The organism is Rathayibacter sp. AC182 (genome assembly GCF_979253875.1).
This window is the reverse complement of record NZ_CEEDEK010000005.1, coordinates 1,998,542-2,013,053: the sequence shown is the minus strand read 5'-3', so window position 1 is coordinate 2,013,053 and position 14,512 is coordinate 1,998,542. Positions and strand designations below refer to the sequence as shown.

Here is a 14,512-nt window from a genome sequence, read left to right as displayed (position 1 = left end):
AGGGTGCCGTCATGACGATCGAGGTGCGCCCGGCGTCCGTCTTCGAGGACGTCGCGACGATGAACGGGCCGAAGCGAGCCGATGCGAGCGTGTGCTGGTGCCTGAGCTACCGGCTGCTCTCCTCCACCGAGAACACCTCCCTCCGCGGTCCTGCACGGGGCGAGCGGATGCGCGAGCTGGTGGCGCAGGATCCCCCGCCGGGCGTGCTCGCCTACGACGGCGACCAGGTGGCAGGCTGGGCCGCCGTGCACCGCCGTGCGGACACGAGCTATGCGAAGAACCGGAGGATCCCGCACGTCGACGACCTCGACGTGTGGACGGTCTGGTGCATCCGGGTCCGCCCCGGCTTCCGCCGCCGCGGCATCTCGCACGCCCTGCTCGCCGGCGCCGTCGACTTCGCACGGTCGCACGGAGCCCCGGCGATCGAGGGCTACCCGGTCGACAACCGCGGCGCGACGGTCGAGCAGACGATGGCCTACGTCGGCACCCGCGCCCTCTTCGAGCGCGCCGGCTTCTCGTGGGCGGCCGACACGACCTCGGTGCTGAACGGCTTCCCACGGGTGCTCATGCGCCTGCCGCTCTGACATACCACGGCGATATGATTCGGTCGTGAACCTCGACCGCCTCCCCCTCGGCGCCGTTCTGCGGCGCGCCCGCGAGGACGTCGCGATGTCGCAGACGGCACTCGCCGCGGCCACCGGTCTGCGCCAGCCGAACATCGCCGCGATCGAAACCGGGGCGCGTCGTCCGAGTCCGGAACTGCTCGAGCGACTCCTCCGGGCCGCCCGACTCCGCCCGTCGATCGTTCTGGAGTACCTCGCCGACGACGTCCTCCAGCTCGCCGCAGAGCACGGACTGGGCGACGTCCGGGTGTTCGGATCGACTGCCCGCGGCTCGGACGACGAACGGAGCGACATCGATCTGCTCGTCACGGCGGATCCGTCCGTCGACTTCCTCCGCCTGGCCGCGTTCCGCGGTCGCGCCGAGGCGCTCCTCGGGTTCCCGGTGGACGTGGTGATCGACAGCCCCGACGACGAGGTCGTGGCGGCGATCCGACGCGAGGCGGTGCCGCTGTGACCTGGCCGGACGACGGAGCGACGACGCCCGGCCGCTTCACCGCCCGCCCCCGCCGCCCCGCCGACGACGCCGACAAGCGCTCCCGGCTGATCCTCGAGGCGGACCGGCTCCTCTCCCGCCTCGATCGTGCCGCGCGAGACGGCGAAACCGAGTTCATCCGCCCCGTCTCGGACAGCAGGGACATCGGCGCGCTCGCCCTGATCACTCTCGCCGAGTTCGTGCACCGCGACCTGCCGGCCGCCGTCGTCGCACAGCTGCCCGGCGACGCGGTCGAAGGGCTGCGAGCGACGCGGAACATCGCCGCGCACAACTACTCCGCGCTCGACAACGAGCGCTTGTGGGCGACCGTGACCGTGCACGCCCCGGCGCTGCTCCGCACGATCCGGGCCGCGCTCCTCGACGGCTGACCAGCGCGCCGTCCCCGCGAACGAGGAACGGCCCCTCACCTGTGTCGGGGAGGGGCCGTTCGCCGTGGAGGACCGGACGTGGTGTCGACGCCTAGAAGTCCCAGTCCTCGTCCTCGGTGTTCACGGCCTTGCCGATCACGTAGGAGGAGCCGGAGCCCGAGAAGAAGTCGTGGTTCTCGTCCGCGTTGGGCGAGAGGGCCGACAGGATCGCGGGGTTCACGTCGGTGACCTGCTTGGGGAACATCGGCTCGTAGCCGAGGTTCATCAGGGCCTTGTTGGCGTTGTAGTGCAGGAACTTCTTGACGTCCTCGGTCAGGCCGAGCTGGTCGTAGAGGTCCTGCGTGTACTGCGCCTCGTTGTCGTAGAGCTCGTAGAGCAGCGAGAACGTGTAGTCCTTGATCTCGTCGCGCTTGGCCTGGTCGACGCGCTCGAGGCCCTTCTGGAACTTGTAGCCGATGTAGTAGCCGTGCACGGCCTCGTCGCGGATGATGAGGCGCACGAGGTCGGCCGTGTTGGTGAGCTTGGCCCGCGAGGACCAGTACATCGGCAGGTAGAAGCCCGAGTAGAAGAGGAACGACTCGAGCAGCGTCGAGGCGACCTTGCGCTTCAGCGGGTCGTCGCCGCGGTAGTAGTCCATGACGATCTCGGCCTTCTTCTGAAGGTTCGGGTTCTCCACGGACCAGCGGAACGCCTCGTCGATGTCCTGGGTGTTGGACAGCGTCGAGAAGACCGACGAGTAGCTCTTCGCGTGCACCGACTCCATGAACGCGATGTTCGTGTAGACGGCCTCCTCGTGCGGGGTGATCGCATCGGGGATGAGCGACACCGCGCCGACCGTGCCCTGGATGGTGTCGAGCAGGGTCAGGCCCGTGAACACGCGCATCGTGAGCTGCTGCTCCTCGTGGGTCAGCGTGTTCCACGACTGGATGTCGTTGGACAGCGGGACCTTCTCGGGCAGCCAGAAGTTGCTCGTGAGGCGGTTCCAGACCTCCACGTCCTTGTCGTCCTGGATGCGGTTCCAGTTGATGGCGTTGACGTGGCTGACCAGCTTGAGCTTCTCAGGGGGAGTCATGATCTCTTCTTCGTGCGGATAGGTCGTGCGGTGTCGTTCGGGTGGGTGCCGCGGCGGACGCTACAGCATGCAGCTGACGCAGCCGTCGACCTCCGTGCCCTCCAGCGCGAGCTGGCGGAGACGGATGTAGTAGATGGTCTTGATGCCCTTGCGCCAGGCGTAGATCTGCGCGCGGTTGATGTCGCGGGTGGTCGCGGTGTCCTTGAAGAACAGCGTCAGCGAGAGTCCCTGGTCGACGTGCTGCGTCGCCGCCGCGTAGGTGTCGATGATCTTCTCGTAGCCGATCTCGTACGCGTCCTGGTAGTACTCCAGGTTGTCGTTCGTCATGAACGGCGCCGGGTAGTAGACGCGGCCGAGCTTGCCCTCCTTGCGGATCTCGATCTTCGACGCGATCGGGTGGATCGAGGACGTCGAGTTGTTGATGTACGAGATCGAGCCGGTGGGCGGGACCGCCTGCAGGTTCTGGTTGTAGATGCCGTGCTCCATGACCGAGGCCTTCAGCGAGCGCCAGTCGTCCTGGGTGGGGACGGCGATGCCGGCGTCGGCGAAGAGGCGGGCGACGCGCTCGGTGGCGGGAGCCCACTCCTTCTCGGTGTAGGTGTCGAAGAACTCGCCCGAGGCGTACTTCGAGTCGGCGAAGCCCTCGAAGGTGGTGCCGCGCTCGATGGAGATGTTGTTGGAGGCGCGCAGGGCGTGGAACAGCACCGAGTAGAAGTAGATGTTGGTGAAGTCGATGCCCTCCTCGGATCCGTAGTGGATGCGCTCGCGGGCGAGGTAGCCGTGCAGGTTCATCTGGCCCAGGCCGATGGCGTGCGACTTGTCGTTGCCGTCCTCGATCGAGCGGACGGAGGTGATGTGCGACTGGTCGGACACCGAGGTGAGACCGCGGATGGCGGTCTCGATGGTGCGGCCGAAGTCGGGCGAGTCCATGGTCAGCGCGATGTTCATCGAGCCGAGGTTGCAGGAGATGTCCTTGCCGATGGTGGCGTAGGAGAGGTCCTCGTTGTAGGTCGTCGGGGTGTTGACCTGGAGGATCTCGGAGCACAGGTTCGACATGTTGATGCGGCCCTTGATCGGGTTCGCCTTGTTCACCGTGTCCTCGAACACGATGTAGGGGTAGCCCGACTCGAACTGGATCTCGGCGATGGTCTGGAAGAACTCGCGCGCCGAGATCTTGGTCTTCTTGATGCGCGGGTCGTCGACCATCTCGCGGTACTTCTCGGAGATCGAGATGTCGCCGAAGGGCAGGCCGTAGACGCGCTCGACGTCGTAGGGCGAGAAGAGGTACATGTCCTCGTTGTTCTTCGCGAGCTCGAACGTGATGTCGGGCACGACGACGCCGAGGGACAGCGTCTTGATGCGGATCTTCTCGTCGGCGTTCTCGCGCTTGGTGTCGAGGAAGCGCAGGATGTCGGGGTGGTGCGCCGAGAGGTACACGGCTCCCGCACCCTGGCGGGCGCCGAGCTGGTTGGCGTAGCTGAAGCTGTCCTCGAGGAGCTTCATCACGGGGATGATGCCCGAGGACTGGTTCTCGATCTGCTTGATCAGGGCGCCGGCCTCGCGGATGTTGGAGAGCGAGAGCGCCACTCCGCCGCCGCGCTTGGAGAGCTGCAGCGCGGAGTTGATGCCGCGGGCGATCGACTCCATGTTGTCCTCGATGCGCAGGAGGAAGCACGAGACGAGCTCGCCGCGCTGGGCCTTGCCCGTGTTGAGGAACGTGGGGGTCGCGGGCTGGAAGCGGCCGGCGACGATCTCCTCGACGAGGGCGACGGCGAGCTTCTCGTCGCCCTGGGCGAGCCCGAGCGCGGTCATCACGACGCGGTCCTCGAAGCGCTCGAGGTAGCGCTTCCCGTCGAACGTCTTGAGCGTGTACGACGTGTAGTACTTGAAGGCGCCGAGGAAGGTCGCGAAGCGGAACTTCTTGGAGTACGCGAGATCGTTCAGCTGCTGGATGAACTCCGAACGAGTACTGATCGAGCACGGCCTGCTCGTAGTACTCCTTCTCGACCAGGTAGTCCAGGCGCTCCTTGAGGGAGTGGAAGAACACGGTGTTCTGGTTGACGTGCTGCAGGAAGTACTCGCGAGCGGCCTCGCGGTCCTTGTCGAACTGGATCTCTCCGTTCGGGCCGTACAGGTTCAGCATCGCGTTGAGCGAGTGGTAGTCCATCTGCGCGGCGTCCCGGGGGGCGTCGATCACTGCTGCGTCCAAAACGTGTCCAATCCTTCGTCGACGGCGCGGACGTCGTCTGGGGTTCCGAATACTTCGAAGCGGTAGAGGTGCGGCACGGCGCACTTCCTCGCGATGATGTCGCCGGCGAGGCAGTAGGCCTCGCCGAAGTTGGTGTTGCCGGCGCCGATCACGCCGCGGAGCAGGGAGCGGTTGCGGGGCTGGTTGAGGAACCGGATGACCTGCTTGGGCACCGCTCCCCGTCGATCCCGCCGCCGTAGGTCGGCAGGACGAGCACGTACGGCTCGTCGACGTGGAGCGTCTCGGCCTTGGCGCCGTCGCGGTGCGAGTGCAGCGGGATGCGCTGCGCGGGCCGCCCCAGCTTCTCGATGAAGCGGTGCGTGTTGCCCGAGCTGCTGGAGAAGTAGACGAGCTCACTCATCGCGTGCTCCTCCTCCGGGTGCCCTGCGGGGCGTCGTTGGCGGTCGTTCCGGTGAGGACCCGGGCCTCGCGACTCGGATCCTCCGCCGATCCGGGGCAGAACCTGCCCACCCGGACCGACGGAGCGTGAGGGCTCTTCCACTCGCACCTGCTCTGAGGCGCCTGAGTGGTGAGCTGCAAGGCGGAGGAGGAAGCCGTAGCGGCGCTACGGCGCCCGACGACAACGCCGCAGATCGCCGCTCAGGTGCCTCAGAGCGTCGCGATCTTGTCGGGGCGGAAACCGCTCCAGTGGTCGTCGTCGGTGATGACGACGGGGGCCTGCAGGTAGCCCAGCGCCTTGACGGCCTCGAGGGCCTTCTCGTCGACGGAGAGGTCGAACACCTCGTAGTCGATTCCCTTGCTGTCGAGGGCTCGGTAGGTCGCCGTGCACTGAACGCAGGAGGGCTTGGTGTAGACCGTCACGGCCATGCGTGTCGTCCTTTCCGGGAGGGTGTCCTGGGCCGGCTCCTGTGCTCCTCGTCGGCGTGCCGATCGGGGAGGAGACGGTCGTGAATGGTACGTCTGGGGTGGTGCGGGGCGCCGGTGGGGCACTCGCTCCGACCTGCTCAGCAATACTACATATAGGGGGGCGCCCGACGGGAGCCCACTAGGGCTAGTAGTTACATTCGTGTAGTTATCCACCGGTTCCTCCCCGTTCATCCACAGGCCGAGGCCCGCGGATCCGCGGAAGGACGCGGATCGCGCCGAGTTATCCACCGCTGTGGAGGAGCTCCCGGCGTTCCCTGTGTACAACGCTCGTCGGCGTGTCGCTGTTCCCGACATCTGGGTGCGCAGGCAGGGGCGACCACCACATCTAGGGGTCGTCGCGCGTCCGGGATCATGCTCGAACGCTAGGCCGCACCACCGACACCGGAGGCGGGGCCGCGCGCGGTCAGACCAGGCGCGCCAGGTCCCGCGCCACCGCGCGCAGGTAGGGCAGCGGCTCCGCGATCGCGGCGGCGGAGGACCCGGCCGCGTCGGTCAGCGAGGCCGCCGCGGCGAACGCTCCGGTGGGCGCCTGGATCGCTCCGGCGACCAGCATCGCCCGGGCCCCGGCCGCCTCCGCGAGCCCGAGGAGGTAGGACGGCACCTTGCCCGCCATCGACTGGGCGTCGAAGCGCCCCTCCCCGTGAGCACGACGTCGGCGCCCTCGACGAGGGCGGGCAGGCCGAGCGCCTCGCCGACCGCGGCCGAGCCCGGGGCGAGGCGAGCGCCCCACGCGAGCAGCCCGAATCCGGTGCCGCCCGCGGCCCGTGCCCGCCTCCTCCGGATCCGCGTCGAGGTGCGCGGCCAGGTGCCGGAGTCCGTCGTCCAGGCGCACGACGTCCTCACGGCTCGCGCCCTTCTGCGGACCGAAGACGTGCGCCGCTCCGGAGTCGCCGAGCAGCGGATTGGTGACGTCGCTCAGGATCAGCGCGCCGCCGGCCGGCACCCGCCGCACGCCGTGCAGGTCGACCGCCGCGAGGTCGTGCAGCGCCCCGCCTCCGTCGCCGATGTCGTGACCCGAGACGGTGAGGAACCGCGCGCCCAGCTCGCGCAGCGCCTCCGACGCCGCCGTCGGTCGACGAGCTGCCGCCGATCGCGAGCAGCAGCGAGTGCGCCCCGGCGTCGAGAGCGGCCGCGATCGCCTGCCCGAAACCGCGGGTGTGCGCGGTGAGAGGACGGAGCGGGTCGAGCAGCGTGATGCCGCTGGCCGACGCGAGCTCGACGACCGCCGCACCGCCGGGCAGCAGGAGCCACGAGGTCTCGACCGGCCGGTCGTCGGGCCCCGTCGCGGTGATCGTGTGCCGCGCCGCCTGGGGAACGGCGACCTCGAACGCGTCGACCGTCCCCTCCCCGCCGTCGGCCATCGGCGCGAGCACGATGGCGTCGCCGGGACGCTCCTCGCGCCAGCCCTCGGCGAGCGCCTCGGCGACCTCGACCGCGCTCGCGGACCCCTTGAAGGAGTCGGGGGCGATCACGACACGGAGGGCTGCGCTGCTCATGCGCCCCATTCTGGCAGCCGCGCGCGCGGGGCCGGCCTGTGGAGAACGCGAGCGAGAGAGCCCCGATTCGAGGCACCCTTCTGCGATGCGCGAGCCCTCACCCCTCCCCGACGGCCTCCCCGGTCGTGCGTTCTCGATCGCCGAGGCCGCCGCGCACGACGTCACCGGTGCGCGCCTCCGCGCAGCGGACCTGGACATCCCTCATCGGGGCGTGCGGGCGCCGAGAGGATCGCCGGCGACCGTCGCGGCGCGGGCCGGGGCGCTCTCGACCGTGCTCGGCGACGGAGCCGTCTTCAGCCACCTCACCGCGGCTCGGCTGTGGCCACTCGATCTGCCGCGCGAGGCTCCGGACGAGCCTCTGCATGTCGCGGTCCGGCATCCCGGTCGAGCTCCCCGGCGGCGAGGGTGTGATCGGGCATTCGATCCGCGACCCGGAGGTGCGCGCCGTCATCCGACACGGACTGCGCCTGACTGACGGCGCGAGCCTCTTCTGCCACCTCGCGACCGTGCTCGCTCTCGAGGACCTCGTGGCGGTCGGGGATGCGCTGGTGCGCCAGCCGGTGCGACAGGTCGCCGGGGATCAGCGCCCCTGGGTCACCCGCGACGAGCTCGAGCGCCGCGTCGCCGGCTTCACCGGTCCGGGAGCCCGAGCGGCTAGGCGCGCCCTCGCCCTCGTGCGCTCGGGTGCCGAGTCGCGTCGGGAGACCCGCTTCAGGCTCGCCCTGCTGAGGGCGGGGCTGCCCGAGCCCGAGCTCCAGGTCGAGCTGTTCGACGCGGAGGAGTGTTCATCGGACGGGTCGACGTCTTCTACCCCCGCTGGAAGGTGGGCGGCGAGTACGAGGGAGACCACCACCGCACCGACCGCGCGCAGTGGGATCGGGACCTGATCCGCTACGAGAGGCTCGCGGCGGCGGGCTACTCCGTCGCCAGGATCTCGGGCCTGTCGTTCAGCCGAGATCCCGCGGGATGTGCCGCTCTGGTACGCGCCCGACTCCTCGCCGCGGGCTGGCGGCCGGCTGCGTGACACCGTTGGACACTTTCTGCGGCTACGGAGCCGTCAGAGCAGCAGAAAGTGTCCAACGGCGACCCGCAGACCGGGGCGGCGGGCTCAGAGGGGGTAGCGAGGCGGTAGCCGCGCTTGATGACGGTGGCGACCAGGCGCGGCTCCGGGAGCGCCTGGCGCAGGCGGCTGATCGCGACGTCGACCGCGTGGTCGTCGAGCGCCTCGGGGGCGGAGGCGGCGAGCACGCCGCGCGCGACGGTCGCTCCCTCGGCGGCGACCAGGGTGCGGAACAGTGCCAGCGCCACGGGGGTCAGCGGCACCCGCTCCCCGCGAGCACAGCGTGGCGGCCGCGCAGCTCGAGGGGCCCGTACTCGGTGGCGATGCGCGGCGCGCTCTGCTCGAGGTGCTCGCAGAGCAGGCGGATGAGGGCGCCCATCCGGAACCGGTCGGGGACGATCGGCAGGATCTGCGCCTCGACGAGCGGGGCCGCAGTGACGGGGCCGACCGCCGCCGCGACGACCGTCTCGCGGAAGGCGGCCTGCAGGGCGTCGAGCCGGCCCGCGGCCTCGGCGACGGTGAACAGGGCCTCGACCGCGGGCGCGCTCGTGAAGGTGACGGCGTCGATCCCGCCGCAGCAGATCGCCTCGATCAGGCGCAGGACGCGCGCGGAGTCCTCGTGCACGCTCCAGCGGTAGGGCGCGGCGGTGAGGACCGTCGCGCCCGCGTCGGTCAAGCGCTCGGGCTGGTGCGGGTCGGTGAAGCCGTGCAGCTGCACGGCGATCGTGCGGCCGTCCACTCCGGAGCGCAGGGCGAGGTCGACGAGGGAGGTGGTGGTCTCGCGCTCGCTCATGCCGTGGTCGTCGAGGCCGGCGGCGCGGACGGCTCCGCGGGCCTTCGGACCCCTGACGAGGATCCGCGCGGCCGAGAGCGCGTCGACGAGCTCGTCGCCCAGCCCGGCCGCGTCGGCCGCCTCGAGCCAGCGGCGCATGCCGTAGGAGGTGGTGGCGAGCAGCATGTCGGGACGCCCGGCGACGATCGCCCGGGTCTCGTCCTCGAGGACGCCCTCGGTGTCGATGCCGCGCATCCGGATGGTGGGTGCGTGGGTGACGTCGGCGCCGCGGCGCTCGAAGGCGGCGATGAGGTCCTCGGAGCGGCGGTCCGAGGTCACGCCGATGCGGAAGCCGACGAGCTGGTCGGGGCGGAACCCGGGCGAGGAGGCGTCGGAGGTCGGTCGCGTCGGTGCCGCTCATCGGGGGGTGCCGCTCATCGGTCGGTGCCGGTCATCGGGGGCCTCGGGGTCTCACGTGGTCAGCGCATCGACCGCGCGGGCGATGCTCTCGGGATCCTGAGCATCATCGCACGCGGCCTGGCGCACGACCTCGCCGATGACGATGACCGCGGGAGAGCGCGGAGCGAGGTCGGCGAGCAGCCCCATCACCTCGCCGACGGAGGTGATCGTGGTGCGCTGGGCGTGCGACCAGCCGCGCTCGACGATCGCGAGCGGCATCCCCGCCCCCATCCCGGCGCGCTGCAGTCCGGCGACCAGGTGCGGGAGCGTGTTCACACCCATGAGGACGACGAGCGTGCCGCCGAGGCCGGCCAGGTGCCCGAGCTCCTCCTCGCTGAAGGGCGCGTGGCCCGAGACCACGGTGAAGGCGCGGCTGACCTCGCGGTGGGTGACCGGGATGCCGGCGGCGGCCGGCACCGAGATCGCGCTCGTGACTCCAGGCACGACCGTGACGGGGACTCCGGCGACGCGGCAGGCGCGCACCTCCTCGGACCCGCGGCCGAAGACGAAGGGGTCGCCGCCCTTCAGCCGCACGACGTCGAGGCCGTCGAGGGCGCGGGCGACCATCAGCCGCTCGATCTCGTGCTGCGGCACCGCGTGGTGGCCGGGGTCTTGCCGACGTCGATCAGCTCGGCGCCGGGCGCCCAGTCGGCGAGGCCGTCGTGCGGGCCGAGGCGGTCGTAGAGCACGACGTCGGCCCTCGCGGAGCGCCCGGTGCGCGGCGAGCGTCATCAGCTCGGAGTCGCCGGGGCCCCCGCCGACGATGCTCACGTGCCCGAGGGCGGTGCGGAGCGGCGGCCTCCTCGACCGTCCAGATCCCGTGGCGGGCGGCCTCGGCGGAGGCGGCGGCGCGCAGCTCGGCGGAGCCCTCGACCCACACGAGGAGCGCGGGGCAGCCCGCGGCCAGGAGGAGGAGGCGGAGGCCAGCCGCACGGGCAGCGAGTCGTCGGCCTCGCGCCGCTCGGCCAGCGCCCCGGCGGCGCGGTAGCGGGCGAGCACGCGGCGGGTGCCGGAGGCGGTGCCCACGACGAGCACGCGGCGGCCGGTCAGGTCGAGTGAGAGCTGCATCAGGACTCCTTCACGGAAGCGGAAGCGGAACCGGACGCAGGCGCGGACGCGGACAGCGAGGCCGGCGGCCCCACCACGCTCACCGGTCCGACGGGGATCGTCGTCCCCGCCACCAGCACCGGTCCGTCGGAGCGCTCGTCGCTGCCCGCGGGGCGGATCTGGCCGCGCTCGCGCACGGTCGCGACCCGGGGATCGGCGGTGTCGGGCGCGTTGACGAAGGAGCGGAAGCGGCGCAGCCGATCGGGGTCGGCCAGGGTCGCCGCCCACTCGTCGACGTAGGTGTCCACGTGGGTCGCCATGGCGGCCTCCAGTTCGGCGGCGATGCCGAGCGAGTCCTCGCAGACCACCTCGCGCACGTGGTCGAGACCGCCGGGGAGGTCCTCCTGCCAGCGCGCCGTGCGCTGGAGGCGCTCGGCGGTGCGGACGTAGTACATGACGTAGCGGTCGATGTACTGCACGAGCGTCGCGTCGTCGAGGTCCTGCGCGAGCAGCTGCGCGTGAGCGGGCTGGTAGCCGCCGTTGCCGCCGACGTAGAGGTTCCAGCCGGTGTCGGTCGCGATCACGCCGATGTCCTTGCCGCGCGCCTCCGCGCACTCGCGCGCGCATCCGCTCACGCCGAGCTTGAACTTGTGCGGCGAGCGCAGGCCCGGTAGCGCTCCTCGAGGAACACGGCCATGCCGACCGCGTCCTGCACGCCGTAGCGGCACCAGGTCGATCCGACGCACGACTTCACCGTGCGCAACGACTTGCCGTACGCCTGGCCCGACTCGAAGCCGGCGTCGACGAGCAGGGTCCAGATCTCGGGCAGCTGCTCGAGGCGGGCGCCGAACATGTCGATCCGCTGGCCGCCGGTGATCTTCGTGTAGAGCCCGTACTGCTCGGCGACCTCGGCGATGACCTTGAGCTTGGCGGGGGTGATCTCGCCGCCCGGGATGCGCGGGACGACCGAGTACGTGCCGTCCTTCTGCATGTTGGCGAGCGCGCGGTCGTTGGTGTCCTGCAGGGGCGCCTGGCCCGCGTCGAGGATGTAGGCGTTGGTCTGCGTGGCGAGGACGGAGGCGATGACCGGCTTGCAGACGTCGCAGCCGAGCCCCGAGCCGAAGCGCTCCATGACCTGCTCGGCCGAGTGGAGGCCCAGGATCCGCACCGACTCGAACAGCTCGCTCCGGCTGAGCGAGACGTGCTCGCAGAGTGCGCGCGACACCTCGACGCCGGCCCTCGTGAGCTCGGTGTCGAGCAGCTTCTTCACCAGGGGGACGCAGGACCCGCACTGGGTGCCGGCGCGCGTGCACGCCTTCAGCGGCCCGAGCTCGGTGCAGCCCTCGCCGATGGCGTGGCGCACCTCGCCCACCGACACGTTGTTGCAGGAGCAGAGCTGCACGTCGTCGGGCAGGTCGCCGCTCGGGCCTCGGCGCCGGCCGCGGCGAGGTACGCGCTGGGCTCGGCGGGCAGCTCGCGGCCGAGCAGGGGGCGGAGGGAGGAGTAGGGCCCCGCGTCGCCGACGAACATGCCGCCCAGCAGGGTCTTCGCGTCGTCCGAGACGACGATCTTCTGGTACAGCCCGCGGGCCGGGTCGGCGTAGACGACCTCGAGGGCGCCCTCGCCGGCCCCCAGCGCGTCGCCGAAGCTGGCCACCTCGACGCCCGAGAGCTTGAGCTTGGTGGCGTCGTCCACTCCGGGGAACGTCGCGTCGCCGCCGAGCAGCCTGTCGGCGACGACCTCGGCCATCGCGTTCGCCGGGGCGACGAGGCCCACCGTGCGTCCCTGGATCGCGGCGACCTCGCCGATGGCCCAGACGTGCTCGCGGCTGGTGCGGCAGGCGTCGTCGACCACCACTCCCCGCGCGGAGCGACGTCGATGCCGACCGCGCGCGCCAGCTCGTCGCGGGCGGTGATGCCGATCGAGAAGACGACGACGTCGGCGCTGATGCTCGAGCCGTCGGTGAGGGTGACGCCGAGCACCGTGCCGGTGGGGGACGTCAGGATCTCGGTGGGCCGGTTGCCGAGGTGCAGCGCGATGCCCTGCGCCGAGATGATGCGGCCCAGAGCCTGGCCGGCGCCCTCGTCGAGCTGGGCGCTCATCAGCCAGCGGCCGGAGTGGATGAGCGCGGTGCGCGCGCCGAGCCGGTGCGCGCCGCCCGCGGCCTCGAGGCCGAGCAGCCCTCCTCCGACCACGACCACGTTGGCCGGGCGGCCCTTGCGCTCCTGGAAGGCGGCGAGATCGGCGACGAGCGAGTCGACGTCCTCGAGCGTGCGGTAGACGCGGCCGTGCTCGGCGCCGGCGATCGGGGGCACGGTGGCGGAGGAGCCGGTGGCCAGCACGATCTCGTCGCCCTCGAACCAGCGGCCGTCGGCCAGCTCGACGCGGGGGTGCTCCGGATCGATCGCGACGACGCGGGAGGAGGTGATCAGCCGCGCCGACTCCCACAGCGCGCCGTCGCCGAGGGTCAGGTCGACGAGTCCCTCGAGCCGCTTCGAGAGGGCGACGCGGTCGTAGGGGTGGTGCACCTCCTCGCCGAAGACGGTGATGTCGAGGGCGTCGGAGCCGGTCCGTGCCACGAGCGCGTCGACCAGGCGGTGCGCGGCGGGCCCTGCGCCGACGACGAGCACGCGTCGAGGGGCTCGGGCGGCGGGGTTCGCTCCTGCGGTTGTCATGCCCTCCACCGTAGGCACGCGCCGTTTCCCCACCGTTGCCCGGACGTAACGCTCTGTGACGGGCGTCTCACGGGGCGGTCCGGCCGTCGTGAGAGCTTCGTTACGCCCGGGACACCGCAGGCGTCATCGGACGAAACGCGGGGTCCCTACCGTGTCCATCACCGCCTCCGACCGGATGCGCGTCCTCCACCGCCTCCCACCGGATGCGGCCCCTCGATCGAGAAGGCGGGACCATGACACTCCTCGACAGCCCGTCCGCTCCGGCGACGACGACCACCTGGGTCCCCGTCTGCAACCGGCTCGAGCTCGAGCCGCTCTGGGGCGAGGCCGCCCTCGTGGGCGGCGTGCAGCTCGCCCTCTTCCTCCTCCCCGACGGCCGCGTCTTCGCCGTCTCGAACCTCGACCCCGCGACGGGAGCCGCCGTGCTCTCGCGCGGCATCGTCGGCTCGCGCAGCGTCGACGGCGTGCAGCGCGCCACCATCGCCTCCCCCCTGCACAAGGACGTCTTCGACCTCGAGACCGGCCGGTGCTACACCTCCGAGTCGCTGCACCTCGCGACCTGGATGGTTCGGGAGTCGGACGGCGTGATCGAGGTGGCCCAGCGGACGGCGCTGATCGCCGCCTCCCACGGCACCTCGGACGACGACGGCCGCCGCGCCGTCGCCGCGCTCGTGGACGCGGTGCGGACCGCGAATCCGGCCGTCGACGTCCTGGACTCCTTCGTCGACGTGCAGCAGCCGGACGTGCCCGAGACCCTGGGCGCCCTCGAGCCCGGGCGGTCGGCGGTCGTCGTGCCGCTGCTGCTCAGTGCCGGCTACCACGTGCACGTCGACCTCGCCGAGGCCGCGGCCGAGGCGGAGCGGCCGGTGCGGGTCACCGGCGCGCTCGGGCCGGATCCGCGACTCGCCCGGATCCTCGCCCGCCGCCTGCGCGAGGCGGGCCTGGGCGACGGCGACCGGATCGTGCTCGCCGCGGCCGGCTCCAGCGATGCCGGCGCCGTCGCCGACTGCTGGACGACCGGTCGGCTGCTCGCCGCCGAGCTCGGCCGCGAGGTGAGCGTCTCGTTCATCTCGGCCGCCGAGCCGCGGGTCGCCGACGCGGTCGCCGCTGAGCGGGCCGCCCACCCCGGCGAGCGCGTCGTCGTCTCGACCTACCTCCTGGCCCCCGGCTACTTCGCCGGGCTCGCCGCCTCCGCCGGCGCCGATCTCGCGTCCGCCCCCCTGCTCACCGCCGTCGACCCGCCCGCCCGCGAGCTGGTCGACATCGTCTCGGAGCTGTTCGGCCGCCACGCCTGAGCACCCGCTCCTCCCG

At 71.4% G+C, this 14,512-nt stretch carries 10 protein-coding genes and 6 pseudogenes; 5 read left to right on the top strand and 11 right to left on the bottom strand.

Annotation, left to right across the window (positions count from 1 at the left end; translation table 11 throughout):
* Positions 1 to 11: 11 nt before the first annotated feature.
* From AC0CII_RS22640 to AC0CII_RS22630, 3 genes are read left to right on the top strand one after another with little or no spacing between them, the layout of a single operon-like run.
* Positions 12 to 584: a GNAT family N-acetyltransferase gene (locus AC0CII_RS22640; RefSeq protein ID WP_465226369.1), complete on the top strand. Its 573-nt coding sequence runs from the start codon at positions 12 to 14 to the stop codon at positions 582 to 584.
* A gap of 25 nt (positions 585 to 609) precedes the next feature.
* The gene (locus tag AC0CII_RS22635) at positions 610 to 1,077 is read left to right on the top strand and encodes a helix-turn-helix domain-containing protein (protein WP_465226370.1); all 468 of its coding nucleotides are present in this window, start codon (positions 610 to 612) and stop codon (positions 1,075 to 1,077) included.
* The gene (locus tag AC0CII_RS22630) at positions 1,074 to 1,484 is read left to right on the top strand and encodes a HepT-like ribonuclease domain-containing protein (protein WP_465226371.1); all 411 of its coding nucleotides are present in this window, start codon (positions 1,074 to 1,076) and stop codon (positions 1,482 to 1,484) included. The genes AC0CII_RS22635 and AC0CII_RS22630 overlap by 4 nt, the downstream gene beginning before the upstream one ends.
* Before the next feature lie 91 nt (positions 1,485 to 1,575).
* Here the strand turns inward: AC0CII_RS22630 and nrdF are convergent, their stop codons facing one another.
* The 7 genes and pseudogenes from nrdF to AC0CII_RS22595 form a co-directional block, all read right to left on the bottom strand.
* The gene (gene nrdF, locus AC0CII_RS22625; protein ID WP_055791099.1) at positions 1,576 to 2,556 is read right to left on the bottom strand and encodes a class 1b ribonucleoside-diphosphate reductase subunit beta; all 981 of its coding nucleotides are present in this window, start codon (positions 2,554 to 2,556) and stop codon (positions 1,576 to 1,578) included.
* A 60-nt stretch (positions 2,557 to 2,616) separates the two neighbouring features.
* Positions 2,617 to 4,723 (bottom strand): annotated as a pseudogene (nrdE, locus tag AC0CII_RS22620) (class 1b ribonucleoside-diphosphate reductase subunit alpha).
* 26 nt (positions 4,724 to 4,749) lie between these two features.
* Positions 4,750 to 5,165, bottom strand: a pseudogene (gene nrdI / locus AC0CII_RS22615) (class Ib ribonucleoside-diphosphate reductase assembly flavoprotein NrdI).
* Positions 5,166 to 5,413: 248 nt separating this feature from the next.
* Positions 5,414 to 5,632, bottom strand: a complete 219-nt coding sequence (gene nrdH / locus AC0CII_RS22610; RefSeq protein WP_068255139.1) for a glutaredoxin-like protein NrdH — start codon at positions 5,630 to 5,632, stop codon at positions 5,414 to 5,416.
* 463 nt (positions 5,633 to 6,095) lie between these two features.
* A pseudogene (locus AC0CII_RS22605) lies at positions 6,096 to 6,535 on the bottom strand (glycerate kinase).
* Positions 6,531 to 6,923: pseudogene (locus AC0CII_RS22600) on the bottom strand (glycerate kinase); the annotation flags it as partial. The pseudogenes AC0CII_RS22600 and AC0CII_RS22605, both read right to left, overlap by 5 nt.
* Positions 6,808 to 7,188: pseudogene (locus AC0CII_RS22595) on the bottom strand (glycerate kinase); the annotation flags it as partial. The pseudogenes AC0CII_RS22600 and AC0CII_RS22595, both read right to left, overlap by 116 nt.
* Before the next feature lie 362 nt (positions 7,189 to 7,550).
* Between AC0CII_RS22595 and AC0CII_RS22590 the strand changes: the two are divergent.
* Positions 7,551 to 8,075: a hypothetical protein gene (locus tag AC0CII_RS22590; RefSeq protein ID WP_465230697.1), complete on the top strand. Its 525-nt coding sequence runs from the start codon at positions 7,551 to 7,553 to the stop codon at positions 8,073 to 8,075.
* A 28-nt stretch (positions 8,076 to 8,103) separates the two neighbouring features.
* Here the strand turns inward: AC0CII_RS22590 and AC0CII_RS22585 are convergent, their stop codons facing one another.
* The 4 genes and pseudogenes from AC0CII_RS22585 to nirB all read right to left on the bottom strand — a co-directional run bounded on the left by AC0CII_RS22585 (position 8,104) and on the right by nirB (position 13,201).
* Positions 8,104 to 8,511, bottom strand: coding sequence for a winged helix-turn-helix domain-containing protein (locus AC0CII_RS22585; protein ID WP_465230696.1), 408 nt, complete (start codon positions 8,509 to 8,511; stop codon positions 8,104 to 8,106).
* Entirely contained in the window at positions 8,502 to 9,359 is an 858-nt protein-coding gene (locus AC0CII_RS22580; RefSeq protein WP_465230695.1) for a uroporphyrinogen-III synthase, read from the bottom strand. Before AC0CII_RS22580 ends, AC0CII_RS22585 begins: the two co-directional genes overlap by 10 nt.
* A gap of 132 nt (positions 9,360 to 9,491) precedes the next feature.
* Positions 9,492 to 10,547, bottom strand: coding sequence for a uroporphyrinogen-III C-methyltransferase (locus AC0CII_RS22575; RefSeq protein ID WP_465230694.1), 1,056 nt, complete (start codon positions 10,545 to 10,547; stop codon positions 9,492 to 9,494).
* Positions 10,547 to 13,201, bottom strand: a pseudogene (gene nirB / locus AC0CII_RS22570) (nitrite reductase large subunit NirB). The gene AC0CII_RS22575 and the pseudogene nirB overlap by 1 nt, the downstream one beginning before the upstream one ends.
* 233 nt (positions 13,202 to 13,434) lie before the next feature.
* Here nirB and nirD point away from each other — a divergent pair.
* Positions 13,435 to 14,496 carry a nitrite reductase small subunit NirD gene (nirD, locus tag AC0CII_RS22565; protein WP_465226375.1) on the top strand — a complete coding sequence of 354 codons (1,062 nt, stop codon included), beginning with the start codon at positions 13,435 to 13,437 and terminating at the stop codon, positions 14,494 to 14,496.
* The last annotated feature ends 16 nt before the right edge of the window (positions 14,497 to 14,512 follow it).

Bases quoted from the DNA above. Each gene is read 5' to 3' on its own strand.
- AC0CII_RS22640 (WP_465226369.1), top strand. From the start codon at position 12: ATGACGATCGAGGTGCGCCCGGCGTCCGTCTTCGAGGACGTCGCGACG.
- nrdF (WP_055791099.1), bottom strand. From the start codon at position 2,556: ATGACTCCCCCTGAGAAGCTCAAGCTGGTCAGCCACGTCAACGCCATC.
- nrdH (WP_068255139.1), bottom strand. From the start codon at position 5,632: ATGGCCGTGACGGTCTACACCAAGCCCTCCTGCGTTCAGTGCACGGCG.
- AC0CII_RS22590 (WP_465230697.1), top strand. From the start codon at position 7,551: ATGTCGCGGTCCGGCATCCCGGTCGAGCTCCCCGGCGGCGAGGGTGTG.
- AC0CII_RS22575 (WP_465230694.1), bottom strand. From the start codon at position 10,547: ATGCAGCTCTCACTCGACCTGACCGGCCGCCGCGTGCTCGTCGTGGGC.
- nirD (WP_465226375.1), top strand. From the start codon at position 13,435: ATGACACTCCTCGACAGCCCGTCCGCTCCGGCGACGACGACCACCTGG.